This is a genomic window from Streptomyces sp. NPDC029151, assembly GCF_055564315.1.
In genome coordinates this window covers 37,526-62,659 of the sequence record NZ_JBVHWQ010000008.1, presented here as the reverse complement: position 1 = coordinate 62,659, position 25,134 = coordinate 37,526, and the positions used below count along the sequence as shown (strand labels likewise).

21 protein-coding genes and 6 tRNA genes are annotated in these 25,134 nt (G+C 70.6%); 10 read left to right on the top strand and 17 right to left on the bottom strand.

The features are described 5' to 3' along the window. Positions 1-11: 11 nt before the first annotated feature. The 5 genes from ACZ4VF_RS27400 to ACZ4VF_RS27380 all read right to left on the bottom strand — a co-directional run bounded on the left by ACZ4VF_RS27400 (position 12) and on the right by ACZ4VF_RS27380 (position 2,635). Entirely contained in the window at positions 12-800 is a 789-nt protein-coding gene (locus ACZ4VF_RS27400) for an ABC transporter permease (RefSeq protein WP_467929253.1), read from the bottom strand. Then, positions 797-1,738, bottom strand: coding sequence for an ABC transporter ATP-binding protein (locus ACZ4VF_RS27395; RefSeq protein ID WP_467929252.1), 942 nt, complete (start codon positions 1,736-1,738; stop codon positions 797-799). The genes ACZ4VF_RS27400 and ACZ4VF_RS27395 overlap by 4 nt, the downstream gene beginning before the upstream one ends. 134 nt (positions 1,739-1,872) lie before the next feature. Then, positions 1,873-1,945 (bottom strand) — tRNA-Gly (locus ACZ4VF_RS27390). Positions 1,946-2,025: 80 nt separating this feature from the next. Beyond that, positions 2,026-2,097: transfer RNA gene (locus tag ACZ4VF_RS27385), tRNA-Gly, on the bottom strand. 220 nt (positions 2,098-2,317) lie between these two features. Further along, positions 2,318-2,635 (bottom strand): histone-like nucleoid-structuring protein Lsr2, encoded by a 318-nt coding sequence (locus ACZ4VF_RS27380; RefSeq protein ID WP_467929250.1) that lies wholly within the window; start codon positions 2,633-2,635, stop codon positions 2,318-2,320. Between the two features lie 311 nt (positions 2,636-2,946). On the opposite strand from ACZ4VF_RS27380, the gene purS reads away from it, so the two are divergent. The 7 genes from purS to purM all read left to right on the top strand — a co-directional run bounded on the left by purS (position 2,947) and on the right by purM (position 10,417). Then, positions 2,947-3,210 carry a phosphoribosylformylglycinamidine synthase subunit PurS gene (gene purS / locus ACZ4VF_RS27375; protein WP_201821920.1) on the top strand — a complete coding sequence of 88 codons (264 nt, stop codon included), beginning with the start codon at positions 2,947-2,949 and terminating at the stop codon, positions 3,208-3,210. Further along, a complete protein-coding gene (gene purQ / locus ACZ4VF_RS27370; RefSeq protein ID WP_467929249.1) occupies positions 3,207-3,887 on the top strand; it encodes a phosphoribosylformylglycinamidine synthase subunit PurQ in 681 nt (226 codons plus the stop codon). The genes purS and purQ overlap by 4 nt, the downstream gene beginning before the upstream one ends. Beyond that, positions 3,884-6,142, top strand: coding sequence for a phosphoribosylformylglycinamidine synthase subunit PurL (gene purL, locus ACZ4VF_RS27365; RefSeq protein WP_467929248.1), 2,259 nt, complete (start codon positions 3,884-3,886; stop codon positions 6,140-6,142). Before purQ ends, purL begins: the two co-directional genes overlap by 4 nt. A 137-nt stretch (positions 6,143-6,279) precedes the next feature. Further along, entirely contained in the window at positions 6,280-7,077 is a 798-nt protein-coding gene (locus tag ACZ4VF_RS27360) for a maleylpyruvate isomerase family mycothiol-dependent enzyme (RefSeq protein ID WP_467929246.1), read from the top strand. Between the two features lie 57 nt (positions 7,078-7,134). Further along, complete coding sequence (locus ACZ4VF_RS27355) at positions 7,135-7,587, top strand: META domain-containing protein (protein ID WP_467929245.1); 453 nt, start codon at positions 7,135-7,137, stop codon at positions 7,585-7,587. Between the two features lie 200 nt (positions 7,588-7,787). Then, on the top strand, positions 7,788-9,317 hold the full coding sequence (gene purF, locus ACZ4VF_RS27350; protein WP_467929244.1) for an amidophosphoribosyltransferase: 1,530 nt from the start codon (positions 7,788-7,790) through the stop codon (positions 9,315-9,317). Positions 9,318-9,349: 32 nt separating this feature from the next. Beyond that, complete coding sequence (gene purM / locus ACZ4VF_RS27345) at positions 9,350-10,417, top strand: phosphoribosylformylglycinamidine cyclo-ligase (protein ID WP_467929243.1); 1,068 nt, start codon at positions 9,350-9,352, stop codon at positions 10,415-10,417. A gap of 75 nt (positions 10,418-10,492) precedes the next feature. On the opposite strand, the gene ACZ4VF_RS27340 is transcribed toward purM, so the two are convergent. Further along, positions 10,493-10,744, bottom strand: coding sequence for a DUF3073 domain-containing protein (locus tag ACZ4VF_RS27340; RefSeq protein ID WP_467929242.1), 252 nt, complete (start codon positions 10,742-10,744; stop codon positions 10,493-10,495). Positions 10,745-11,034: 290 nt separating this feature from the next. Next, the gene (locus ACZ4VF_RS27335; RefSeq protein ID WP_467929240.1) at positions 11,035-12,141 is read right to left on the bottom strand and encodes a Leu/Phe/Val dehydrogenase; all 1,107 of its coding nucleotides are present in this window, start codon (positions 12,139-12,141) and stop codon (positions 11,035-11,037) included. 201 nt (positions 12,142-12,342) lie between these two features. Between ACZ4VF_RS27335 and ACZ4VF_RS27330 the strand changes: the two genes are divergently transcribed. Both ACZ4VF_RS27330 and bldC read left to right on the top strand, forming a co-directional pair. Further along, the gene (locus tag ACZ4VF_RS27330) at positions 12,343-13,185 is read left to right on the top strand and encodes a DUF8083 family protein (RefSeq protein WP_467929239.1); all 843 of its coding nucleotides are present in this window, start codon (positions 12,343-12,345) and stop codon (positions 13,183-13,185) included. A gap of 518 nt (positions 13,186-13,703) precedes the next feature. Then, the gene (gene bldC / locus ACZ4VF_RS27325) at positions 13,704-13,910 is read left to right on the top strand and encodes a developmental transcriptional regulator BldC (RefSeq protein ID WP_003949541.1); all 207 of its coding nucleotides are present in this window, start codon (positions 13,704-13,706) and stop codon (positions 13,908-13,910) included. A 372-nt stretch (positions 13,911-14,282) separates the two neighbouring features. On the opposite strand, the gene ACZ4VF_RS27320 is transcribed toward bldC, so the two are convergent. From ACZ4VF_RS27320 to hrpA, 3 genes are all read right to left on the bottom strand, one after another. Next, positions 14,283-14,501, bottom strand: a complete 219-nt coding sequence (locus ACZ4VF_RS27320; protein WP_467929238.1) for a DUF6274 family protein — start codon at positions 14,499-14,501, stop codon at positions 14,283-14,285. Between the two features lie 397 nt (positions 14,502-14,898). Beyond that, positions 14,899-14,973: transfer RNA gene (locus tag ACZ4VF_RS27315), tRNA-Asp, on the bottom strand. 93 nt (positions 14,974-15,066) lie between these two features. Further along, complete coding sequence (gene hrpA, locus ACZ4VF_RS27310) at positions 15,067-19,011, bottom strand: ATP-dependent RNA helicase HrpA (protein ID WP_467929236.1); 3,945 nt, start codon at positions 19,009-19,011, stop codon at positions 15,067-15,069. Positions 19,012-19,099: 88 nt separating this feature from the next. On the opposite strand from hrpA, the gene ACZ4VF_RS27305 reads away from it, so the two are divergent. Continuing rightward, positions 19,100-20,158: an ABC-2 transporter permease gene (locus ACZ4VF_RS27305; protein ID WP_467929235.1), complete on the top strand. Its 1,059-nt coding sequence runs from the start codon at positions 19,100-19,102 to the stop codon at positions 20,156-20,158. Between the two features lie 25 nt (positions 20,159-20,183). Here ACZ4VF_RS27305 and ACZ4VF_RS27300 read toward each other — a convergent pair whose 3' ends face one another. From ACZ4VF_RS27300 to ACZ4VF_RS27270, 7 genes are all read right to left on the bottom strand, one after another. After that, positions 20,184-20,498 (bottom strand): hypothetical protein, encoded by a 315-nt coding sequence (locus ACZ4VF_RS27300; protein WP_467929234.1) that lies wholly within the window; start codon positions 20,496-20,498, stop codon positions 20,184-20,186. A gap of 72 nt (positions 20,499-20,570) precedes the next feature. Then, positions 20,571-22,193 carry a hypothetical protein gene (locus ACZ4VF_RS27295; RefSeq protein WP_467929232.1) on the bottom strand — a complete coding sequence of 541 codons (1,623 nt, stop codon included), beginning with the start codon at positions 22,191-22,193 and terminating at the stop codon, positions 20,571-20,573. Between the two features lie 180 nt (positions 22,194-22,373). After that, positions 22,374-23,033 (bottom strand): histone deacetylase, encoded by a 660-nt coding sequence (locus ACZ4VF_RS27290; RefSeq protein WP_467929231.1) that lies wholly within the window; start codon positions 23,031-23,033, stop codon positions 22,374-22,376. A gap of 116 nt (positions 23,034-23,149) precedes the next feature. After that, positions 23,150-23,223 (bottom strand) — tRNA-Phe (locus ACZ4VF_RS27285). A 24-nt stretch (positions 23,224-23,247) separates the two neighbouring features. Continuing rightward, a tRNA-Asp gene (locus ACZ4VF_RS27280) sits at positions 23,248-23,322 on the bottom strand. A 36-nt stretch (positions 23,323-23,358) separates the two neighbouring features. Beyond that, a tRNA-Glu gene (locus tag ACZ4VF_RS27275) sits at positions 23,359-23,431 on the bottom strand. Positions 23,432-23,511: 80 nt separating this feature from the next. Beyond that, positions 23,512-25,092: a metallophosphoesterase family protein gene (locus tag ACZ4VF_RS27270; RefSeq protein ID WP_467929230.1), complete on the bottom strand. Its 1,581-nt coding sequence runs from the start codon at positions 25,090-25,092 to the stop codon at positions 23,512-23,514. Between the last annotated feature and the right edge of the window lie 42 nt (positions 25,093-25,134).

The window sequence follows — 25,134 nt, the reverse complement described above, 5'->3', positions numbered from 1 at the left end:
GCCCCCGTTCCTCAGCGCCGGGGTTCCCACCGGAACCACCGCCGTACAGCAAACACCGCCACCACGGTCCAGGCCAGCGCGGTCGCGAGCGTGCCGAGAGCCTCGTACACGCTCAACTGGCCGGTCCAGCCCGCCCGGACGAGCCGGATCGCGGGAGACAGCGGGAGCAACTCGCAGACGGAGGCGAGCTTCTCCGGCATGACCTCGGTGGGGATCATGATTCCCGAACCGGCCATCGACACGAACACCAGTGGCAGCGCGGTGACCTGGCCGCTCTCGACGCTCCGGGTGAAGGACGCGGTGAGCGCGGCGAGCGCGGCGCTCAGCACCAGCCCGGCCCCCAGCCCCAGCACGGTCAGGTACGGCGCCCTGGGCGCACCGGCGTGCAGCAGCACCGCGCAGCCGGCGCACAGCAGCAGCGCCTGCGCGAGACCCACGGCGACGGCGGGCAGGGCGGTGCCGGCGAGGATCTCGGGGTCGGTCGGTTCGCCGGTGCGCAGCCGCTTGAGGACGAGTTCCTCGCGGCGGGCGACGTAGGCGTTGACCAGCGAGGTGTAGACGGCGAAGAGGAAGGTGAAGCCGATCGCGGCCGTGAGCATGGCCGCGCCGGGGGTGATGCCCCGCTTGCCGAGGTCGAGCCCGTCGAGGGCGGGCCGCACGCTGAACGGCACCACGAGCGGTGCGGCGAGCGCGGTGAACAGGACCCCGCGGTTGCGGCCGAGGAGGGTCAGCTCGGCCCGCGCCAGCGCCCTCAGCCGCCGTACGGAGGGCGTGGGGACGCCGAGGACCCGGCCGCTCATGCCGCCACCTCCTGCTGCTCGCGCGCGATCCCGAGGAAGGCCTCCTCCAGCGAGGCCGAGCGCACGTCCAGGCCGCGCAGTTCGACACCGGCCCCCTCGGCCCAGACGAGCAGGGCGGTGGCGGTGCGCTGGAGTTCGCGGGTACGCAGCCGTACGACCCTGCCGTCGCTCTCGTGTCCGCAGACGCCGAGGCCGGCGAGGGGCGGCAGGTCTCCGGGGAAGTAGCCGTCGGGAAGTTCGAAGGAGATCCGGGAGGGACGGCCGGCGGTGACCTCGGCCGGTGTGCCCGAGGCGGCGATCCGGCCCTCGTGCAGGATGGCGAGCCGGTCGGCGAGATCCTCGGCCTCCTCCAGGTAGTGCGTGGTGAGCAGCACGGTGGTGCCCGCCTCGCGCAGCCCGCGCACCAGCGCCCAGGTGTCCCGGCGCCCCTCCGCGTCGAGCCCGGTCGTCGGCTCGTCGAGGAACAGCACCTCCGGGTCGCCGAGGAGCGCGAGGGCCAGGTCCAGGCGCCGGCGCTCACCGCCGGACAGCTGCTTGACCCGCACCGAGTGCTTCTCCGCGAGCCCCACCCGGTCGAGCACCTCGGCCTCCGGCCGGGCCCCGCTCGTGCAGCCGGCCCACATCCGGGCGGTCTCCGCGACGGTCAGCTCGGCGGGGAAGCCGCCCTCCTGGAGCATCACGCCGGTGCGGGGGCGTACGGCGGCGCGCTCGCGGCGGGGGTCGTGGCCGAGTACCCGGACCCGGCCGCCGGCCGGTGCCGCGAGCCCCTCCAGCAGTTCGACCGTCGAGGTCTTTCCGGCACCGTTGGTGCCCAGCAGGGCGAAGATCTCCCCGCGCGCCACGGAGAAGGTGATGCCGCGTACGGCCTCGAACCCGCCCCCGTAGACCCGCCGCAGGTCGGTGACCTCGATCACGTTCTCGTGTCCGTGGGTGTCCATGCCACCAGCGTCCCGGCGGCACGGGCCGCCCGGCAGTGCGCGGTGTCATCGCCCGCCGTGACAAATGTCAGAAGCGCCCGGCCGGACCGGACAACGAGAAGACCCCGGTCCAGTGGACCGGGGTCTTCTTCCCGAGCGGACGACGAGGCTCGAACTCGCGACCTCAACCTTGGCAAGGTTGCGCTCTACCAACTGAGCTACGTCCGCACTGCTCCCGATCGGCTCCCACCGATCGGTGCGAACACCAGCCTACCTGATCCACAACAGTGGTCGTGTCGGCGGTGCAGAGCGGGTGACAGGAATTGCACACTGCGCCTTCCCCCTGGAAGGGGGATGTTCTGCTACTGAACTACACCCGCATGGTCCTTGGGATCCGGCCTTCCGGCCTCGCCCCTCGGCGTGTTCCAGACATTAGCTGATCAGCAGGGGGGTAGCGCAAGTCGGCTCCGCGGCGGGCGGGAGCCGGCGGGCCCCGCGGGCACGGGAAGGCGGCCCGTCAGGCCCGGTATGCCCCAAGTGCACGGCCCCCAGGGCCCCCTGACGGTTCCCGGGGCCCTGGGGGCTCGCCCCTTCGCGGGCTCACTGCGCGGCGCTGAACGCCTCGTAGACCTTCTTCGGGATGCGTCCCCGGGCCGGGACGTCCATCTTGTTGGCCTGGGCCCAGGCGCGGACGGCCGCCGGGTCGGGGGCGACCTCCGTCTGCTTGTACGCCTTGCCGGACCGCGCTCGCTTGCGGCCGGCCTCGACGTACGGCGCGAGCACCTTGCGGAGTTTCTCGGCGTTGGTTTCGTTCAGGTCGATCTCGTACGACTTGCCGTCGAGTCCGAAGGCGATCGTCTCCGCCGCTTCCGAGCCGTCGATGTCGTCAAAGAGAGTGACCACGACCTTTTGCGCCACGAATATCGGTCCCTTCGTGCGGCACGTCGTTACAGCTCAACGCCGTCGACGTGCCGAGTATCGGCTATTGCCAATTCATTTGTACAGTGCCCGGCAATGCAAAGTGAAGCCCGACTAAATCCGTCCGCGTGTCCGGGCGCAATAGGTGGTGACGGGCGGACTGTGGAACTTTCCCAGAACTTTTCGCGAGGGCGCGGCTTCGACACCCGATCGTGATGCGCCTCACGTACTTTCCTCCAACTCTACCCGCGTAGAAATTTTGTGCGGGTAGTCTGAAGGGACCTGCTCAGCACCACACACCGGGAGTGCCAGTGGCACGCGTCGTAGTCGACGTCATGCTCAAGCCGGAGATCCTCGACCCCCAGGGCCAGGCGGTCCAGCGTGCGCTGCCGCGCCTGGGATTCGAAGGGATCTCGGACGTACGTCAGGGAAAGCGTTTCGAACTGGAAGTTGACGGGCCGGTCGACGATGCCGCGCTCGCGCGGATCCGCGATCTTGCGGAATCCTTCCTCGCCAACACCGTGATCGAGGACTTCACGGTCCGTGTCGACGAAGTCGCGGAGGCGGCCAAGTGACCGCTCGTATTGGCGTCGTCACTTTCCCGGGCACGCTGGACGACCGGGACGCCCAGCGGGCGATCCGTCTCGCGGGCGCCGAGCCGGTCGCCCTGTGGCACAAGGACAAGGACCTCAAGCAGGTCGACGCGGTCGTCCTGCCCGGCGGTTTCTCCTACGGCGACTATCTGCGTGCCGGTGCCATCTCCCGGTTCTCCCCGGTGATGGAGTCCGTGATCGAGCAGGCGAAGGCCGGCCTGCCGGTCCTCGGTATCTGCAACGGTTTCCAGGTCCTCACCGAGGCCCACCTCCTGCCCGGCGCGATGCTCGGCAACGACCACCTCCACTTCATCTGCCGCGACCAGAAGCTGCGGGTGGAGAACGCGGAGACCTCCTGGACCGGCGACTACCGCGCCGGCCAGGAGATCCACATCCCGCTGAAGAACATGGACGGCCGGTACGTCGCCGACGCGTACACGCTGGACAAGCTGGAGGCGGAGGGCCGCGTCGTCTTCCGGTACCTGGACTTCAACCCGAACGGCTCGCTCAACGACATCGCCGGCATCACCAACGAGGCGGGCAACGTCGTCGGCCTGATGCCGCACCCCGAGCACGCCGTCGAGCCGCTGGTCGGTACGGGCCGTACCGACGGGCTCCCGTTCTTCACCTCGATCCTCAAGAAGCTGGTCAACGCATGAGCCGGACGCCTCTGGACACGGTCGAGCACGCGACCGCGACCCCCGACGTCGAGCTGCCCTGGGCCGAACTCGGTCTGAAGAAAGACGAGTACGAGCGGGTGGTGGAGATCCTCGGCCGCCGCCCCACCGGCGCCGAACTCGCCATGTACTCGGTCATGTGGTCCGAGCACTGCTCGTACAAGTCCTCCAAGGTCCACCTGCGCCAGTTCGGCGAGAAGGCGCCGCAGAGCGACGCCCTCCTCGTCGGCATCGGCGAGAACGCCGGTGTCGTGGACGTCGGCCAGGGCTACGCGGTCACCTTCAAGGTCGAGTCGCACAACCACCCGTCCTACGTCGAGCCCTACCAGGGCGCGGCCACGGGTGTCGGCGGCATCGTCCGCGACATCATCGCGATGGGCGCCCGGCCGGTGGCCGTGGTCGACCCCCTGCGCTTCGGCGCCGCCGACCACCCCGACACCAAGCGCGTCCTGCCGGGCGTCGTGGCGGGCATCGGCGGCTACGGCAACTGCCTGGGCCTGCCCAACATCGGCGGCGAGGTCGTCTTCGACGCCTGCTACCAGGGCAACCCGCTGGTCAACGCCGGTGCCATCGGTGTGATGCGGCACGAGGACATCCACCTCGCGAAGGCCTCCGGCGCGGGCAACAAGGTCATCCTCTACGGCGCCCGGACCGGCGGCGACGGCATCGGCGGCGCGTCGATCCTGGCGAGCGAGACCTTCGACGACGCCAAGCCGAGCAAGCGCCCGGCCGTCCAGGTCGGCGACCCCTTCCAGGAGAAGCTCCTCATCGAGTGCACCCTGGAGGCCTTCCGGGAGAAGCTGGTCGTCGGCATCCAGGACCTGGGCGCGGCGGGCCTGTCCTGCGCCACGTCCGAGCTGGCCTCCAACGGCTCCGGCGGCATGCGCGTGACGCTGGACGACGTCCCCCTGCGCGACTCGACGCTGTCTCCTGAGGAGATCCTCATGAGCGAGTCGCAGGAACGCATGTGCGCGGTCGTGGAGCCGGAGAAGGTCGACCGCTTCCTGGAGATCTGCGAGAAGTGGGACGTCATCGCCACCGTCATCGGTGAGGTCACCGACGGCGACCGGCTGGAGATCTTCTGGCACGGCGAGAAGATCGTGGACGTCGACCCGCGCACGGTCGCCCACGAGGGCCCGACCTACGAGCGCCCGTACGCCCGCCCCGACTGGCAGGACGCCCTCCAGGCCGACGACGCCGGCAAGCTGCCCCGCCCGGAGACGGGCGAGGAGCTGAAGGACCAGGTCCTGAAGCTGGTGGGCTCGCCGAACCAGGCGTCGAAGAGCTGGATCACCTCCCAGTACGACCACCTCGTGCAGGGCAACACCGTCCTCGCCCAGCCGGAGGACTCCGGCATGATCCGCGTGGACGAGAAGACCGGTCTCGGCGTCGCCATCGCGACGGACGGCAACGGCCGCTACGCCAAGCTGGACCCGTACACCGGCGCCCAGCTGGCCCTGGCCGAGGCCTACCGGAACGTCGCGGCCACCGGCGCCAAGCCGCTCGCCGTCTCCGACTGCCTGAACTTCGGCTCCCCGGAGGACCCGGCGGTGATGTGGCAGTTCGCGGAGGCCGTGCGCGGTCTGGCCGACGGCTGCCGGCAGCTCGGCACCCCGGTGACCGGCGGCAACGTCTCGCTCTACAACCAGACCGGCGAGGCCGCCATCCACCCGACCCCGGTGGTGGCCGTCCTCGGTGTCATCGACGACGTCGCCCGCCGCACCCCGGTCGCCTTCCAGGAGGAAGGGCAGCTGATCTACCTCCTCGGCGACACCCGGGAGGAGTTCGGCGGTTCGGCCTGGTCCCAGGTGATCCACGACCACCTGGGCGGTCTGCCCCCGGCGGTGGACCTGGAGCGGGAGCGTCTGCTCGCCGAGATCCTGATCTCCGCCTCCCGCGACGGCATGATCGACTCCGCGCACGACCTGTCCGACGGCGGTCTGGTCCAGGCGGTCGTGGAGTCGGCGCTGCTCGGCGGCAAGGGCGCCCGTCTGGTCGTACCGGACGGCCTGGACGCCTTCACCTTCCTGTTCTCCGAGTCGGCCGGCCGCGCCGTCGTCGCGGTGCCGCGCTCGGAGGAGGTCCGCTTCAACGACATGTGCGGCGCACGCGGCCTCCCGGCCACCCGCATCGGCGTCGTGGACGGCGACACGGTGGAGGTCCAGGGCGAGTTCACCCTCTCCCTGGAGGAGCTGCGCAGGACCCACGAGGAGACGATCCCGGCGCTGCTGGCGTAAGCGGTCGTCCCCCGTCGTACCCCCGAGAAGGCCCCGCCCGGACGCGCGTACCGGGCGGGGCCTTCCGCGTGCGAGGGCGCCCGGGCGGGACGGCGACCGGCTGAACCGCAACCGCCGTCGGGCATAGGGTCGCTGACATGCCACCGGCCAAGAAGCGCGTCCGCAGCTACGACCCCGCCAAGACCCGAGCCGCCGTCCTCGCCCAGCTCGGCCACGTCCGGCAGGCCGCCCACGGCCTCACCCCCGAGCAGTTCGCCCTGCCCACCCGGCTCGGCGACTGGACCGTACGGGACCTGACCGCGCACATCGGCATGGCGGTCACCGCCGTCCACTGGGCCCTGGAACTGCCCGCCCCGCCGAAGCCGACCCTCACCGTGGCCGAGTGGCCGCTCACCACCGCGCGGCGCGCCGCCGGCATCGACGCCTTCACCCGGGGTGTCACCGACGCCCACCCGGCCCCCGACGCCTACCTCGCCGACATCGACCGCAGCCTGCGCGCCCTGCTGGACGAGCACCCCGGCAGCCGGCTGCTGGACACCAGCGCGGGCGCCCTGCCGCTGGACGACTACCTCGTCACCCGCGCCGTCGAACTCGTCGTCCACACCGACGACCTGAACGCCGCGGTCCCCGGCCTCGACGTGCCGTACGACCGGCAGGCCCTGGCCACCACCACCCGGCTGCTCGCCGACGCCCTCGCGGTGAAGGCACCCGGCGGCTCCACCGAGGTGCGGGTGCCGCCGTACGCCGTCGTGCAGTGCGTCGAGGGACCCCGGCACACCCGCGGCACCCCGCCCAACGTCGTGGAGACCGACCCGCTCACCTGGATCCGGCTGGCCACCGGCCGCCTGGCCTGGCCGGACGCGCTGGCCGGGGCGAAGGTCAGCGCGAGCGGGGAGCGGGCGGACATCGGGGGGCTGCTGCCCGTCATGTCGTAGCCGCTGCCGGTCGTGGCGGGGCCGGAACCCGGGTCCGCCGGGGTGCGTCGAACCGGTATGAACCGGTACAAGCAGCGCGTGATCCTGGCGGTGGCCGTCGCCGTCCTCCCCCTCGCCCTGGCCTGTGGCGGCGACAAGGGGGACAGTGGGGCGGTGAGCGTCCGACAGCCGGTGACCGGGGTCTACTGGCGGGTCGACGGGATCACCGTCGGCGGTGCGACCCTGCACGCGCCCGCCACCGCCCGCCTGCGCATCGAGGACGGCCGGGCGGCCGGCAACCTGGGCTGCAACCGGTTCAGCGCCCGGGCCACCGTGCACGGCGACCGGATCACCGTCGGCGACCTGCGGACCACCAGGATGGCCTGCGGCGAGGAGCGCATGAGGTTCGAGCGCGCCCTCGCCCGCGTCCTCACCACCGGCACCCTCGTCGCCCGCACCGAGGCCGCCGGGCTGACGCTCACCGACGGCGACGGCGACCGCGTCCACCTCAGCCGCGACGCCCCCGAATGATGTGCGACACCTCACTCACGGACACGGCGAAGAGGTCCGTGACCGGCCCGTACCGGGCACCCGGCGCCGCCACCGTTTTCTGATCCACCGCTGTGACCTGCGTAAACGTAGAAACCACCAAGGTGATCGACACCGGTCGGATCGTGCGGGCGCACATCCCCAATTCGGACCAGTGCGCGACCTCGCCTACACTCGGTGGCGTGCCACGTGGTGACGGTCGACTCAATCACGATCTGCTTCCCGGCGAGAAGGGCCCCCAGGACGCTTGCGGCGTCTTCGGTGTCTGGGCTCCGGGTGAAGAGGTCGCAAAGCTCACGTACTTCGGGCTCTACGCCCTCCAGCACCGGGGTCAGGAATCCGCGGGAATCGCGGTCAGCAACGGCTCCCAGATCCTCGTCTTCAAGGACATGGGCCTGGTCTCCCAGGTCTTCGACGAGACCTCGCTCGGTTCGCTCCAGGGTCACATCGCGGTCGGACACGCCCGCTACTCGACCACCGGAGCCTCCGTGTGGGAGAACGCCCAGCCGACGTTCCGTGCCACCGCGCACGGCTCGATCGCGCTCGGCCACAACGGCAACCTGGTCAACACGGCGCAGCTCGCCGAGATGGTCGCCGCGCTCCCGAACGACAACAACAGCCGCTCCGCCCGGGTCGCGGCCACCAACGACACCGACCTGCTGACGGCCCTGCTGGCCGCCCAGGTCGACGAGGACGGCAAGCCGCTCACCATCGAGCAGGCGGCCCACCAGGTCCTCCCGAAGGTCCGGGGTGCCTTCTCCCTCGTCTTCATGGACGAGCACACCCTCTACGCCGGCCGTGACCCGCAGGGCATCCGCCCGCTCGTCCTCGGCCGCCTGGAGCGCGGCTGGGTGGTCGCCTCCGAGACCGCCGCCCTCGACATCACCGGCGCCAGCTTCGTCCGGGAGATCGAGCCCGGCGAGTTCATCGCCGTCGACGAGAACGGTCTGCGCAGCTCGCGATTCGCGGAAGCGAAGCCCAAGGGCTGTGTCTTCGAGTACGTGTACCTGGCCCGCCCGGACACCGACATCGCCGGCCGGAACGTGTACCTCTCCCGCGTGGAGATGGGCCGCCGGCTGGCCAAGGAAGCGCCCGTAGAGGCCGACCTGGTCATAGCGACCCCGGAGTCCGGCACCCCGGCCGCCATCGGTTACGCGGAGGCCTCCGGCATCCCGTTCGGCGCCGGCCTGGTGAAGAACGCCTACGTCGGCCGGACGTTCATCCAGCCCTCGCAGACCATCCGCCAGCTCGGCATCCGCCTGAAGCTGAACCCGCTGAAGGAAGTCATCCGGGGCAAGCGCCTGGTCGTCGTGGACGACTCGATCGTGCGCGGCAACACCCAGCGGGCCCTGGTCCGCATGCTCCGCGAGGCCGGCGCCGCCGAGGTCCACATCCGGATCTCCTCGCCGCCCGTGAAGTGGCCCTGCTTCTTCGGCATCGACTTCGCCACCCGCGCGGAACTGATCGCCAACGGCATGACCATCGAGGAGATCGGCACCAGCCTCGGCGCCGACTCGCTCGCCTACATCTCCCTCGACGGCATGATCGAGGCGACCACGATCGCCAAGCCGAACCTCTGCCGCGCCTGCTTCGACGGCGAGTACCCGATGGAGCTGCCGGACCCCGAGCTGCTCGGCAAGCAGCTCCTGGAGACCGAGCTGGCGGCCGGTCCGGCCGCGACCGCGGCGACCGACGCGATCCGCCGCCCGTAAGTTCTGCCGTACGACACGAAAGTTCTCACCCCATGTCTGAGACGACTGGTGCCAGCTACGCAGCCGCGGGCGTCGACATCGAAGCGGGAGACCGCGCCGTTGAACTGATGAAGGAGTGGGTGAAGAAGACCCAGCGCCCCGAGGTCCTCGGTGGCCTCGGCGGTTTCGCCGGGCTCTTCGACGCCTCCGCCCTCAAGCGCTACGAGCGCCCGCTGCTGGCCTCCGCCACCGACGGCGTCGGCACGAAGGTCGACATCGCGCGCCGGATGGGTGTCTACGACACCATCGGCCACGACCTGGTCGCCATGGTCATGGACGACATCGTGGTGTGCGGTGCCGAGCCGCTGTTCATGACCGACTACATCTGCGTCGGCAAGGTGCACCCCGAGCGCGTCGCCGCCATCGTCAAGGGGATCGCGGAAGGCTGTGTGCTGGCCGGATGCGCCCTGGTGGGCGGTGAGACGGCCGAACACCCCGGTCTGCTGGGCGAGGACGACTTCGACGTCGCCGGGGCCGGTACGGGCGTCGTGGAGGCCGACCGGCTGCTGGGCGCCGATCGCATCCGCACGGGTGACACCGTGATCGCCATGGCGTCCTCCGGGCTTCACTCCAACGGGTACTCCCTCGTCCGCCACGTCCTGCTGGACCGCGCCGGGATGGCCCTGGAGACGGAGGTCCCGGAGCTGGGCCGCACGCTCGGCGAGGAGCTGCTGGAGCCCACCAAGATCTACTCGCTGGACTGCCTCGCGCTGACCCGTACCGCCCGGGTGCACGCCTTCAGCCACATCACCGGTGGCGGTCTCGCCGCCAACCTGGCCCGGGTGATCCCGGACGGCCTGCACGCCGTGGTCGACCGGTCCACCTGGGCCCCGGGTGCGGTCTTCGACCTGGTCGGCAAGACCGGCAGCGTGGAGCGCCTGGAGCTGGAGAAGACCCTCAACATGGGCGTCGGCATGATCGCCATCGTCCCGGAGGAGTCGGCCGAGGTGGCGCTCGCGACCCTGGCCGACCGTGGGGTCGACGCGTGGGTCGCCGGCGAGATCACCGAGCGCGGCGAGAAGACGACCGGTGCCGAGCTGGTGGGCGACTACGCGAGCTGAGCCCTCGCGGACCCTGCGGACAGCACAGAAGCCGGTCGGTGGCAGTGCCACCGACCGGAACTGGTCAATGCAAGGTCAAGCGCCGCGACGGTGCTGCTGAGGACCGTCGTCCTCGTCCTCGTCGTCGTCCTCATAGAGGTCGGCGTAACGAGAGTACAGATCGTCGTCGTCATGCTCATCGTCCTCGAAGCGGTCGCCGTTCGGCGACTGGTTCGACGTCGATGCGCCCAGCTCCTCGGCCAGGCGTGAGAGGTCCGTCCCACCGCTGTTGTACTTCAGCTGGCGGGCGACCTTCGTCTGCTTGGCCTTGGCCCGGCCGCGCCCCATGGCTCGACCCCCTCAACGACGGGGCTCGACGGCCCCAGAGTCTGACACGCGTTCATGATCTGGAACGGACTCTCCATGGAGAGGCCGGTCCGTAGGGCTTCCACGGTACCTGAGCCCGCGCCCATACGGTACGTCGCCCGCAGCACGCGCGTCTGCCCAGGACCTTCGAGGCGCCCTGTCCTCGCTGGTCAGTGGCGATTTTAACCACTTATCGGGGAACGACCCGCCGGGGGAAGTGAGAGTTCTCTCGAAGTTCCCGCCGACGGGTACCGCTCACGTGTGCGATCGGCTCAGCGCGCGGTGCGGCCCGCGCGGGCGTCGGCCATCCGCTGCTCGGCGATCCGGTCGGCCGCGGCGGCCGGCGGAATGCCGTCTTCCTTCGCACGTGCGAATATGGCCAGCGTGGTGTCGAAGATCCGTGCCGCCTTCGCCTTGCAGCGGTCGAAGTCGAACCCGTGCAGCTCGTCGGCCACCTGGATGACCCCGCCCGCGTTCACCACGTAGTCCGGCGCGTAGAGGATCCCGCGGTCGGCGAGGTCCTTCTCCACACCCGGGTGGGCCAGCTGGTTGTTGGCCGCACCGCACACCACCTTCGCGGTGAGCACGGGCACGCTGTCGTCGTTCAGGGCGCCGCCGAGGGCGCAGGGGGCGTAGATGTCGAGCCCCTCGACCCGGATCAGCGCCTCGGTGTCGGCGACCGCGGTGACGCCCGCCGGGTACTGCTCCAGGATCCGCTGGACGGCGTCCGTGCGGACGTCCGTGACGACGACCTCGGCGCCCTCCTCGCGCAGGTGGCGCACCAGGTGGTGGCCGACCTTGCCGACGCCGGCGATGCCGACCTTGCGGCCGCGCAGCGAGGGGTCGCCCCACAGGGTCTGCGCGGAGGCGCGCATGCCCTGGTAGACACCGAAGGCGGTGAGCACGGAGGAGTCGCCGGCGCCGCCGTTCTCGGGGGAGCGGCCGGTGGTCCAGCGGCACTCGCGGGCCACGACGTCCATGTCGGCGACGTACGTGCCGACGTCGCACGCGGTCACGTAGCGGCCGCCGAGCGAGGCGACCATGCGGCCGTAGGCGAGGAGCAGTTCCTCGGTCTTGTCGCGCTCCGGGTCGCCGATGATCACGGCCTTGCCGCCGCCGTGGTCGAGGCCGGCCATGGCGTTCTTGTACGACATGCCGCGCGCGAGGTTCAGGGCGTCGGCGACGGCCTCGGCCTCGGTCGCGTACGGGTAGAAGCGCGTGCCGCCGAGGGCCGGGCCCAGGGCGGTGGAGTGGATGGCGATCACGGCCTTGAGGCCGCTGGCCCGGTCCTGGCAGAGCACGACCTGCTCATGGCCGCCCTGGTCCGAGTGGAACAGGGTGTGCAGGACATCAGCAGGCGCGCCGGTTACGTCGGTCACTGTGGTGACTCCTGTGTACATAGCGGCGAGTGGGGACGGTCCCCGTACGGGTGGCGGGGAGCCGTGGCATGAGCGTAGAGCCTCGGCCCACTCACCATCCGCGCAGTGTTCAGGATCACTCTCCCGAGCCCGCTCCGCACGCATGAGCGTGGCACGATTTGCAGTGGTTTCGTGCCCGGTCCGGCGGGGAGGGGAGCAGGCGTGCCGAAGGTGTCCTCCGTGGTCGTCCCCTATGCCGCCTACCTGCGCGTGTACGAGCCGCTGGGCGCCTTCCCCGAGCCGGAGCGCAGCCACTGGGCGCGCTACGCCCACCGCCCCGACCGCCCCTCGTACCAGGACGAACTGCGCCGCTCCCTGGCCGACTTGCTGCCCACCCCGCCGGTCGCCGTGCCGGTGCACGAGAGCGGCGACGCCTTCGTGCTGGAGGTCGACGGGGTGGTCTGCGTGTGCCCCTGGCGGACCCGGCTGCGCGGCTGGCAGGCCCTGGAGGAGCTGGCCGGGGAGCTGCCGCCGCCGGTGCTGGACGCGGTGCTGCCGCCGGTGGTGCGCCGCCAGGCCGCCCAGGACTACGAGCGCTGGCTCGCCCGCAACCCCGACGCCCGCCCCTGGATCCGCACGGCGACCTGGCAGGTGCCGCTGAACTGGTTCGTGCTGGTCTCGGACGAGGAGCGGCGGTACGACGAGGGGACCGCCGAGGTGCCCCCGGTGCTGCGCTACCGCACGCCGATGGTGCAGGCCCGGCGCCGGGTGGCGCGGGCGCTGCGCACGCTGCGGGACACCGTCGAGGAGGGGCCGCTGGTCGACGGCGTGGTGGACCTCGGCCGCTGGCTGGAGGAGTTCCACCCGCGCGCGCTGGTGGAGCTGGACTACGGCGGTCTGGTGCACGTCCTGCCGGCGGGCGAGCTGGAGGGCGACCACTCGGCGGCGGACGTGGCGGCCGGCATCGCGGCGCTGCGGCGGGGGGACGGGGCGGCCGCCGGGGAGGCGTACGGACGGCTGGTGGAGCGGTGGCGCGCGGTGCGGGACAGACGTTCGGCGAACTGAGTGACGTACGTCACGGTCAAAAACGCCCCGAACGACGTACGTTCTACTCGCTGCACCACCTGACGGGATGTTGATCCCGATCTGGACTTTTGTCTCAAGGGTGATGGATGGCACTTACCCGGCCCTTGCGCCTCTTGCCATCCCTCGTGCCAAAATAGGACAAGGAGTCCGGGGAGGACTCTGTCCGTCCAACTGTGCTCCATCATGGGCGGATTCTCAGCATTGCACGCTTTGGGGGGTCTGGTGACTCCTGATCGCCCCTGTGACTGATCGTCACAGTGGCGTGACTGTCCGCTATGGCATGGTCCATCGGCTTCCGTCGCTGATGAACACCTGGGAGGGCAATTCCATCGGTTTGGCCGACGGGGCTGGACAGATGGTGTAGTTGTAGTGCCGAGGACAAGCCGTTCGTCCTATAACCGACTCGACTCGCGTCCGCCATTTCGGGCAACGCGGGTCAAGGTGCAGAATTTAGAGGAAAGAACCGAGAAGGTTCGGTTCTCCCGAGGAGGCCGCTCATGACCGCTCGCACCCCTGATGCCGAGCCGCTGCTGACCCCGGCTGAGGTCGCCACCATGTTCCGCGTCGACCCGAAGACGGTCACGCGGTGGGCGAAGGCCGGCAAGCTCACGTCCATCCGCACGCTCGGCGGGCACCGCCGCTACCGCGAGGCCGAGGTCCGCGCTCTGCTCGCGGGCATCCCGCAGCAGCGCAGCGAGGCCTGAACAACTCCATAACCGGGCAAGGCGGTCGATCCCCCAATCGGCCGAGGCGCTCGGAACGCTAGCTCCAAGCGACGCGGGACCTGCCCCAACAGGCCCCTCGCCCAGGCCGAAGAGAACGTCATAGGCAAGCGACACAGGGTGCGTCGTCGATCGCGCTGGACTCCGCCGGGTCCAGCGCGATCTTTTTTGTGCGCCGCCTTGTCGGAGTCTGGGGAGGCCTGTCGGAACGGCTGTGAGCGAGCCGTGGGAGCGGTGCAATTGCACATATTAAATTGACCCGTTGTAGGGCGGCGGTAAGTACCGTGGTTTCAAAAACTCATGCGGTGACTCCCGTCACACGCCCCGACGCTTGTTGCCAGTGGCCGGTGTGGGCTAGGCAGTTGGGGCGACGGAGTCGCGTGCGGCGTCCTGGCGGCCGCTCTCCTCGCCGCCCTCCCGCTCGCCCTCCTGGTCCTGCGGGCCGGCGTCCATCGCCAGCCGCAGCAGGCGGTGGCAGATGGGACAGTGGCGGGTGAGATGCCCGTAGGACGAGGCGGCCGACAGATGCGCCCTCAGGAGCGCTCGCGTCTCGTGCCTGACCGACGCTGTCATACGCCACCTCCAGGGTCCCCACAGGAGGAACGAGCCCTGTTCCCTGGGTACCGAGGGAATGTGACGCCGTCAAGGCCGCGCGGCGCTCGGCGGGTTCGGCGGGGCTGCCGGGCGCCGGTACCGCGGCGGCTCCCCGGGGGCCGCGTCCCCGGCTCCCACCGGCTCTTCCGGGCGTCGTCGTCGGACACCGGACGGGCTGCTTCGGGACGCACTGCGGTTGATACGGCTCAGGCCGCGGGTGCGGGTTCTGCTCTCAGCCGCGGGCGGTGGGCGTGTGGCCCGGGGCGCCGCCGCTGCTGATGGATGCGGGCCTACGGCCTCCGCTTTCGCCCCGCGGCGGGGTGGGGGTACGACTGAGGCCCGTCATCCTTGACGGATGCGGGCCTCATTCCTGATGCGGTCCTGACGGGATTTGAACCCGCGGCCTCCACCTTGACAGGGTGGCGAGCACTCCAAACTGCTCCACAGGACCAGGTTTCGCGGCGCTTGTTCTGCGTTGCGCTGCGAGATGAGACTTTACATCAGGCGCGGGGTCTGGTCGAACTCACCCTGTGTGCGGGGACGGTCACGGGACCGCCGCGTCGATCGCCTTCACGATGCGCTTGTCCGAGACCGGGTACGCCGTGCCCAGCGCGTGGGCGAAGTAGCTGACCCGGAGTTCCTCGATCATCCAGCGGATGTCCAGGACCTGCTGCGGCACCGGCCGGCCCTGCGGGAGCTGTTCCAGGAGCCAGGCGTACTCGTCCTGCATCTCGTGGACCTTCTCCATGCGCGTCGTGTCCCGCTGGACGTTCGTCGGCATCTGCTGCAGACGGCGGTCCGCGGCCACCAGGTAGCGCATGAGGTCGGGCAGCCGCCGTATGCCCGCCCACGTCACGAAACCGGGCTTCACGAGGGCGTCCAGCTGCTTGCGGACGTCCGTGAGGTTCGCGAGCAGCGCGGGGCTGCCGACGGCCTTCAGACGGCGTTCACAGGCCTGCCAGGCCGCGAGGACCTGCTGCACCTGGGCGACGGTTCGGACCGTGGTGTCCACGATCTCCGCGCGCACCTTGTCGTACAGCTTCCGGTACGACTCCTCGTCCCACACCGGCCCGCCGAAGTCCGCGATGAGCTTGTCCGCCGCGGCCATCGCGCAGTCGTCGAACAGCGCCTGGATCGAGCCGTGCGGATTGGCGGAGAGGGCGAGCTTCTGGGCGTTCGTCAGCTTTTCGGACGCGAACTTCGCCGGGTTCACCGGGATGTTCCGGAGGATCAGGCGGCGCGTGCCCTTCCACATGGCCTCCGCCTGCTCCGCCTCCGTGTCGAAGAGGCGGACCGAGACCGTGTCGCCGTCGTCCACCAGCGCCGGGTACGCCTTGACCGGCTGGCCGGCCCGGCGCGTCTCGAAGACCCGGGTGAGCGAGCCGATCGTCCAGTCCGTCAGGCCCTTGCGCTCCAGGGACTCCCCGCCCTCGCGGGAGGCGGTCGCCGCGGCGGCCTGGGAGAGCGCTTTGCGCGCCTTCGGCCTCAGGCGCAGCTTCAGTGCCTCCAGGTCCTTGTCCTCGGCCAGCTTCCGGCGCCGCTCGTCGACGATCCGGAACGTGATCCTGAGGTGGTCGGGGACCTTGGCCCAGTCGAAGTCCTCCGCCTCGAACGGCACGCCGACCATCCGCTTCAGCTCGCGGGCCATCGTGACGGTCAGGGGTTCCTGCAGAGGCACCGCCTTCTCCAGGAACGCCTTCGCGTAGTTCGGCGCCGGTACGTAGTGGCGGCGGACCGGCTTCGGCAGGGAGCGGATCAGCTCCGTCACCACCTCCTCGCGCAGGCCCGGGATCTGCCAGTCGAAGCCCTCGTCCGTGACCTGGTTGAGGACGTGGAGCGGGATGTGGACCGTCACACCGTCGGCGTCCGCGCCCGGCTCGAACTGGTACGTCACCCGGAACTTGAGCTGCCCCTGCCGCCAGCTGTCGGGATAGTCGGCCTTGGTGACCGCCTCCGCCGACTCCCGGATGAGCATCTCCCGCTCGAAGTCCAGGAAGTCCGGCTGCTCCTGCCGCTTCCGCTTCCACCAGGAGTCGAAGTGGGCGCCGGAGACGACGTGTTCGGGCACCCGCTGGTCGTAGAAGTCGAAGAGCGTGTCGTCGTCGACCACGATGTCCCGTCGCCGGGCGCGGTGTTCGAGCTCCTCGACCTCGCTGAGCAGTTTGCGGTTGTCGGCGAAGAACTTGTGGTGCGTGCGCCAGTCGCCCTCCACCAGCGCGTTGCGGATGAACAGCTCGCGACTCGTCTCCGGGTCGATCCGGCCGTAGTTCACCTTCCGCTGGGCGACGATCGGGACGCCGTACAGCGTGACCTTCTCGTACGCCATCACGGCCGCCTGGTCCTTCTCCCAGTGCGGTTCGCTGTACGTCCGCTTGAGCAGGTGCCCGGCCAGCGGCTCGACCCATTCCGGCTCGATCTTCGCGTTGACCCGCGCCCAGAGGCGGCTGGTCTCCACCAGCTCCGCCGACATCACGAACTTCGGCTGCTTCCGGAACAGCGCCGAACCCGGGAAGATCGCGAACTTGGCGTTGCGGGCGCCCAGGTACTCGTTCTTGTTGCCGTCCTTGACGTCCTTCATCCCGACGTGGGAGAGCAGGCCCGCGAGGAGGGAGACGTGGACGCGGTCGGCGGGGGCGTCGTCCTCGGCGAGGTGGATGCCCATCTGCTTGGCGACCGTGCGCAGCTGGGTGTAGATGTCCTGCCACTCGCGGATGCGCAGGAAGTTCAGGTACTCCTGTTTGCACATCCGGCGGAAGGACGACGAGCCGCGCTCCTTCTGCTGTTCGCGGATGTAACGCCACAGGTTGAGGTAGGCGAGGAAGTCGCTGCTCTCGTCCTTGAAGCGGGCGTGCTGCTGGTCGGCCTGCGCCTGCTTCTCGGCGGGGCGCTCACGCGGGTCCTGGATGGAGAGCGCGGCGGCGATGACCATGACCTCGCGGACGCAGCCGTTCCGGTCGGCCTCCAGGACCATCCGGGCCAGCCGGGGGTCGACGGGCAGCTGGGCGAGCTTGCGTCCGGTGTCGGTGAGGCGCTTGCGCGGGTCCTTCTGGTCCGGGTCCAGCGCGCCCAGCTCCTGGAGGAGCTGCACGCCGTCGCGGATGTTGCGGTGGTCCGGCGGGTCGATGAAGGGGAACTTCTCGATCTCGCCGAGGCCGGCCGCGGTCATCTGCAGGATGACGGACGCCAGGTTCGTACGGAGGATCTCCGCGTCCGTGAACTCCGGGCGGGCGAGGAAGTCCTCCTCGGAGTACAGGCGGATGCAGATGCCGTCGGACGTACGGCCGCAGCGGCCCTTGCGCTGGTTGGCGCTGGCCTGCGAGACCGGCTCGATCGGCAGCCGCTGCACCTTCGTGCGGTGGCTGTAGCGGCTGATGCGGGCGAAGCCGGGGTCGATGACGTACTTGATGCCCGGGACGGTCAGCGAGGTCTCGGCGACGTTGGTCGCCAGAACGATCCTGCGCCCGGTGTGCGGCTGGAAGACGCGGTGCTGCTCGGCGTGCGACAGCCGGGCGTAGAGGGGGAGCACCTCCGTGGAGCGGTACTTCTTCTTCTCCAGGGCGTCCGCGGTGTCCCGGATCTCCCGCTCGCCGGAGAGGAAGACGAGGATGTCGCCGGGACCCTCGGCCTGGAGTTCCTCCACGGCGTCGCAGATGGCGGTGATCTGGTCCCGGTCCGCGTCCTCGGAGTCCTCCTCCAGCAGGGGGCGGTAACGGACCTCCACCGGGTACGTCCGCCCGCTGACCTCGATGATCGGGGCGTCGCCGAAGTGCCGGGAGAAGCGCTCGGGGTCGATGGTCGCCGAGGTGATGACGACCTTCAGGTCCGGGCGCCTGGGCAGCAGCTGGGCGAGGTAGCCCAGCAGGAAGTCGATGTTGAGGGACCGCTCGTGGGCCTCGTCGATGATGATCGTGTCGTAGGCGCGCAGCTCGCGGTCGGTCTGGATCTCGGCGAGCAGGATGCCGTCCGTCATCAGCTTGATGAAGGTGCCGTCCGGGTTCACCTGGTCGGTGAAGCGGACCTTCCAGCCGACGGACTCGCCGAGGGGCGTGCGCAGCTCCTCCGCGACCCGCTCGGCGACGGTCCGGGCGGCGATCCGGCGCGGCTGCGTGTGCCCGATCATGCCGCGCACGCCGCGGCCCAGCTCCAGGCAGATCTTCGGGATCTGCGTGGTCTTGCCGGAACCGGTCTCACCGGCCACGATGACGACCTGGTGATCGCGGATGGCGGCCGCGATCGCGTCCTTCTTCTGGCTGACCGGCAGCTGCTCGGGGTAGGTGACGGCCGGCACGCGGGAGCGGCGCTCGGCCATCCGGGCCTCGGCCCTGCCGATCTCGCCGTCGATCTCGGCGAGGACGGCGGCGCGGGCCTCCGGCTTACGGATCTTGCGCGCGCCCTCCAGCCGCCGGCCGAGCCGGTGCGCGTCGCGCAGCGACAGCTCGGACAGACGGGGGGCGAGGGTGCCGGGGGCGGGGGCGGGATGCGTAGACATACGCGATCCAGGATCTCACCTCGGCGGAAATTCACGCGAGCCATTTGACCCGGGGCGAGATGTCGCATGATGACCTAGCGTGGTCGCTATGCCCGATTCGCCGCACGGAGAGCACGGTCGCCCCCCGACCCGCGCGGAACGCTGGACGGCGTTCCGGGAGTCTCCTTTCCTGCCCGCCACGGTCCTCCTGGTCATCCTCGCGGCCGCGGCCGGACTCTTCGCCGGGTCGTACACGTACGCCATGGCCAATCCGGCCCCGCGCAGCATCCCGGCGGCGGTGACCGGCGCCCACGACCGGCCGGAGGCCCGGCGGTTCATCGACGGCATGGAACAGGTCCTGCACGCCACCGTGAAACTGCGCCCGTACGACGACCGGCGGGACGCGGCGCGGGCGGTGGACGAGCAGCGGGTGTTCGCGGTGCTCGACGCGCCCGCCGACGGGCGGACGGTCACCCTGGGGGTGTCCGGGGCGTCCGGGGCGACCGTCGCCCAGCTGCTCGGCGAGGCGGCGGTGAAGGCCGGCAGGGCCACCGGGACCACCGTGGTGGTCCACGACCTCAAGCCGCTGCAGAAGGGCGACCCCAGAGGCCTGGCGATCTTCTACATCTCCCTCGCCGCCGTGATCGTCGGCTTCGTCGGCGCGATCCAGCTCAGCGTGCACGCGTCGGGGCTGAACCCCCTGGAGCGGATCGCCTTCACCGTGGCCTACGCCGTGCTCGGCGGGTTCACCATCGCCGCGGTGGTGGACTGGCTGCTGGGCGCGCTGCGGCTGCCGTTCGTGGAGTCGTGGGCGATCCTCGCCTTCACCATGTTCACGACGGGCATGGTGTTCACGATGTTCAACACCCTGGTCGGGCGCTGGGCGATGCTGCCGACCTGGGGACTGATGGTGCTGCTGGGCAACCCCTCGTCCGGCGGTGCCGTCTCCTGGCCGCTGCTGCCGTCGCCGCTGGGCACGATCGGCCGCTGGCTGCCGCCCGGCGCCTCGGTGAACGCCCAGCACACCGCGGTGTACTTCCGCGGCCACCAGCACGCCTTCCCGTTCCTGGTGCTGGCCGGCTGGGCGGTCGTGTCCTGCGCCGTCTTCCTGATCTGGCGCCACCGCCATCCCGGCGGCAGACCGACCGGCGCGGCGCACGCCGCCTAGGGCCGGCGGAACCCGCGGGGCCCGGCTAGGGGACGCGCTGGGCCGGCGGGGCGGCCGGTTCGGGGTGCCTGCGGGACGGGCCGGTCCCCAGCGCGATCGACCGCGCGGTGTTGGAGACGGCCTTGATGCCCAGGTAGGCCGTGGTCACGCTGCTGACGGCGGTGAACGCGGCGGTGAGGATGCCGACGATCACCGCCTTGTCGCCGTCGAGCCGCCACACGCCGAAGGCGGCGACCGCGGCGATCGCGAGATTGCTGGTGACGACCGCGAGCAGGCCGTACCGGGCCCGGGTCTTCTCCAGCTCGGTGTCCCCGACGGCCCTGGTCTCGTCCCGGCTCATGTCTCCCCCACCCCCCGCGCACCACACGCGGCCGGCCCGAACCTAGCGCCGGCCGCGCGTGGTGCCAAGGCGTCACCGCACGTCGACGTAGTCCTCCGCGCCGTCGCCCACGAAGTGCTTGCTGTCGGGGTACAGGAAGACCGGCACCCAGGTGCCGTCCTGCCGGGCCGTGAAGCCCTTGCTGAAGGACCCGCTGCTCCTCGTCGTGACCGTGGACATCAGGTACCAGCTCTTGGCGCCCTTGGGACGGAAGAGGATCTGGACCTTCTTGCCGCCGTACGCCTTCCAGGTACCGGAGCCGACCGCGCGCTCCTGGAGGACGCCCCTGACGGTGATGGTCCGGCCCTTGGTCACCGGCTCCGGCGAGGCGTTGGCGTCCTTGATCCGGGTGAGGGCGCGGTTGCGGCGCAGGCTGGTGCTGGTGGTGCCCTTGATGTCCTTGGTGGTGGAGCCGGCGTACCGGAGCCGCCAGTAGCCGTCCGTGTAGCCGGGCACCTTGTCGGCGGTGAACTGGGAGCCGAAGCCGGCCTTCACGGTCTTCTCCGTCGTCCAGTTCGTCTTGCCGTTCGGCGAGTACTGGATGTCGACGCTCGCCTGGTCGTTGACGTCACGGCCGATCAGGTCGAGCGTGCCGGTGACCTTCAGCTGCGCGTACTTGTCCAGCGAGGCGGTGAAGGCGGAGAACCTCGTCGTCGCCGTGACCGCCGCGGTGACGTCCGCCGTGCTGTGCTGGGCGAAGGGCGTGTACGACGTGAAGGCGATCTCGTAGACGCTCTTGCTGCCGTACGGGGCCCGTACGAAGGAGAAGCGGCCGTTCGCGTCGGTCGTGGCGTCGACCGGGCTGCAGGTGCTGCACTCCTTGTAGTCCATCTCCAGCGGGATGCCGGCAAGCGGCTTCCACTCCTCGCCGAACTGGTACTGGAGCGTGCCGGTCACCTTGATCTTCTCGCCGGCCGTGACGTGGAAGCTGCTCTGGTCGAGGACCATCCGGGTCGGCGCGGCCTTCGGCCGGACGTCGATCCAGGAGCTGGCGGCGTAACCGAGGCCGCCGTTGTAGTCGGCGAAGACCCAGCCCGACTGGGCCATCTCGTGGGGGACGGCGAAGTGACCGGCCTCGTCGGTGACGGCGGTCCCCTTCCCGCCGCCCCCGTCGAACGTGAGGTTCACGGAGGCACCGGGCAACGGCTCGGTCTCCCGGGTGCCGGGATCGCGGACGACCATGTCACCGACGGCCGTGATCGTCCGGTGCTCGATGTCCGGCTCGGCCGGCGTGACGGCGAAGCCGCTGAAGACGGGCTGCTTCTGGTAGTGCAGCGTGCCCGCGTCCTGCCGGACGGTGGTCTCGCCGGAACCGTCCGTGGCCTCGATGTCGACGGTGTAGTCGCCGAGGGTGTCCAGGTGGATCGGCTGGGACGCCCAGACGGCGTCCCACGAGCTGGACTCGTACCGCTTCGTGAAGTCGGTGACCGTGGCCACCGGGGTGTCGGTCGCGCTGCTTCCGACCGGGCGGAGCGTGGCGACGAGCTTGCTGACCTCGCCGCTGAAGTTGAGGCGCACGTCGAGGACCGACCAGTCGGCCTGGTCGCTGTAGGCGCTCGTCACAGTGGGTCCCGCGGCATGCGCGGTGCCGGGCAGGGCGAGCGAGGCGACCAGCACGGCGCCTGCCGTCACCAACCCTCTGGAGATCTGTCTCAAGTACCCCCCTCAGGGTCTTCCAGGAGTCGTCCTGGAGTCGTCCAGGACGACGCGAACCCCCGCCTCCTCTTGAGCGGGAGCGGGGGTTCTCGCCAAAGTGGCCTGATCGTACTGGCCGGGGGTGGTCCGGACCAGAGCTGGGGGCCGTTGCCTGGTGCCCCGTCCCATGGCGGCCGGCCCCTAGTCGAGGAGGGCGGCGATCTGCTCCGGCGACCAGTGGTCCGTCGCGCCGGGGCAGGCCGCGACGTAGGAGGAGATCGCCTCCCTGTCCCACGCCCCGGCGGAGAGCAGGCCCGTGGCGAGGAAGCGGACGTACGCGGCGGAGGGGGCGACCCACGGCACGTCGTGCATGCCCCACGGCGCTGTGAAGGTCAGCACCGGCAGGCCGTCGATCCGGCCCGGGCAGACGAGCGTCTCGTAGCGGCCCTCGCCCAGGACGGCGCGCCCCCGGCTGAGGACGCCGGCGAGGTCCAGGTCCCTGCCCGGCGTCCGGTACATCTCCTGGGCGGCGATGTCGGCGAACTGCTCGGTGGTCACCAGGTGCGCCCTGGCCAGCACGCGCCCGTCCACCTCCGGGTCGTAGAAGGCACGTCCGCCTCCCCACGCCCGGGACTCGGTGGCGAAGTACATCGCGCCGGTCAGCTCCACCGGGATCGACCGGACCGGCATGGCCGGGTTGCGGCAGCCCGGGTAGGCGATGGCCGCGCCGGGCGGGCGGCCGCCCTGGAGGTAGGCCGCGAGCCGGTCCAGGTGGGTGTTGGAGCCGTAGGAGGTGTACCAGACCCGCTCGGGGTGCCTGTCGAGCGGCAGAGCCGGGTCGATGCTCGGTAAGGCCTTCACCTGGGGCTGCTCCGTCGGCGTACCGGGGGCGGGTCGGGGGGCGAGGACGAGGGCGGGTATGAAAGAGGCCCTCTCCACGATCGTGGAGAGGGCCTCTGCCCTGGTCAGGGCGGCTGTGGCTGGGGCCGGGGTCGAACCGGCGACCTTCCGCTTTTCAGGCGGACGCTCGTACCAACTGAGCTACCCAGCCACGGTGTTTCACGTGAAACACCAGCGGTCCTGACGGGATTTGAACCCGCGGCCTCCACCTTGACAGGGTGGCGAGCACTCCAAACTGCTCCACAGGACCAAGCGTGTGTGCAACAGTGTCGCACACGGTAATGCGTGCCCCCAACGGGATTCGAACCCGTGCTACCGCCTTGAAAGGGCGGCGTCCTAGGCCGCTAGACGATGAGGGCTATCGGCCCGCCTGGGCGCTTCTCAGCGCGTCGGGGACGTGAGAAGCATATGGGATGGCGAGGGGTATCGCCAAAACGGTTTACGGCGAGGTGGCGGAAGCGGGCGGCGAGGTGGCGGGCGGTGCCGGCGAAGGGGAGTGCGGGGCCCCGGTGCCACCGGGCCGGTTCTCGTCCGCCAGATGGCGGCTGACCTCGGCCGTCGACAGCCCCAGACCCCCGAGCTGGATCGCGTCCCAGGCCTGCAGCCGGCGGCTGTCCCGGTCGAAGTAGAGGATCGAGGCCTCGATCGGCGCGGGGTACTTGCGCTCGACGGCGCGCAGCCCGCTGCCACCGGTCGACCCCTCCATGCGCAGCCGGGTGCCGTACGGCAGCAGCTCGGTTCCCTCGTGGTGCAGGTGCCCGCAGAGCACCAGCGGCACGGTGCCGTCGGTCTCCCGGGCGGCGGACGGCTCGTGCGCGACCGCCACGTCCACCGGGGTGCCGGCCGTCCGCTGGTCGCGCAGGGCGCTGGCCAGCCGGTCGCCCGCCAGCCGCTCGGCCGCGTCACCGCCGGTCGCCACCGAGCGGTCGGGGGTGAACTGCGGATCACCCGTGCCCGCGAACCGCAGCCCGGCCACCGTCTCCGCCCGGCCCTCGTCCAGGACGTGCACGTTCTTCATGCGCTCCAGGTAGCGCTGGGTGGTCCGTGAGTCGTGGTTGCCGCGCACCCAGACGTACGGCACGCCCAGGTCCCGGACCGGGTCCAGGAAGCCGTTCTCCGCCGCCGTGCCGTGGTCCATCGTGTCGCCGGAGTCGACGACCACGTCCACCTTGTACTGGTCCACCAGCGAGCCGATGATCTTCCAGCTCGCCGGGTTGAGGTGGATGTCCGACACGTGCAGGACCCGGATGGTGGAGGGGTCCGGCCGGTAGGCGGGCAGGGTGGACGTGACGTCGTAGAGCTTCGTCACGTTCGTCACCAGGCGCGCCAACTCGTTCTGGTAGACATCGAATTCGGTGACGATGCTGCGCGCGTTGCCCACCACCGACGGTGCCGAGCTGAGCAGCCCGGAGAACCTCGGCTCCAGGACGGACTTCGGGTTCCAGGTGGCGTACGCCGACGCGCCCGAGGCGGCCAGCAGGGCCAGGGCCAGTCCGCCGGCCGCGAGGGCCCGGCGCGGGCGGCGGTAGACGGCGAGGCCGAGGGCGGTGGCCCCGGAGACCACGGCGACACAGGAGCGCACGGCCAGGTCCAGCGTGCCGTGCTCGACGTCCCGGGCGACCTCGTCCTGCAGTCCCGAGATCCGCTCGGGGTGGTCGACCAGGGCCTGGGAACGCTCCGGGTCGAGCTGGTCGACGTTCACGTCCAGGCGGACCGGTGCCACATGGCTGTCCAGGCTGAGTGCGCCCAGCGGGGAAATGTTGATCTTCGTGCCGCCGGTCACGGAGGGGCGCAGCGCCATCGTCGTGTCCATCGGGCCGACCGGGGCCCGGACGTTGCCGACGATCAGCAGACCCAGCCACGCGCCCACCAGGACGACCGCGGTGAGGCCGAGGGCGCGCAGCCACGGTCGGGGGCGGGCGGCCGGTTCGAGGGCGGGGAGCGGGCGGGTGCGGTGCGGTGTTCGGTTCCTCATGTGGTTCAGGGCATGGTTCAGGGCTGCGAGGGGGACGCGGGCCATTGGGGCCGTATGCCCAGGTGCCGTGGTGGATATGCGGCACCG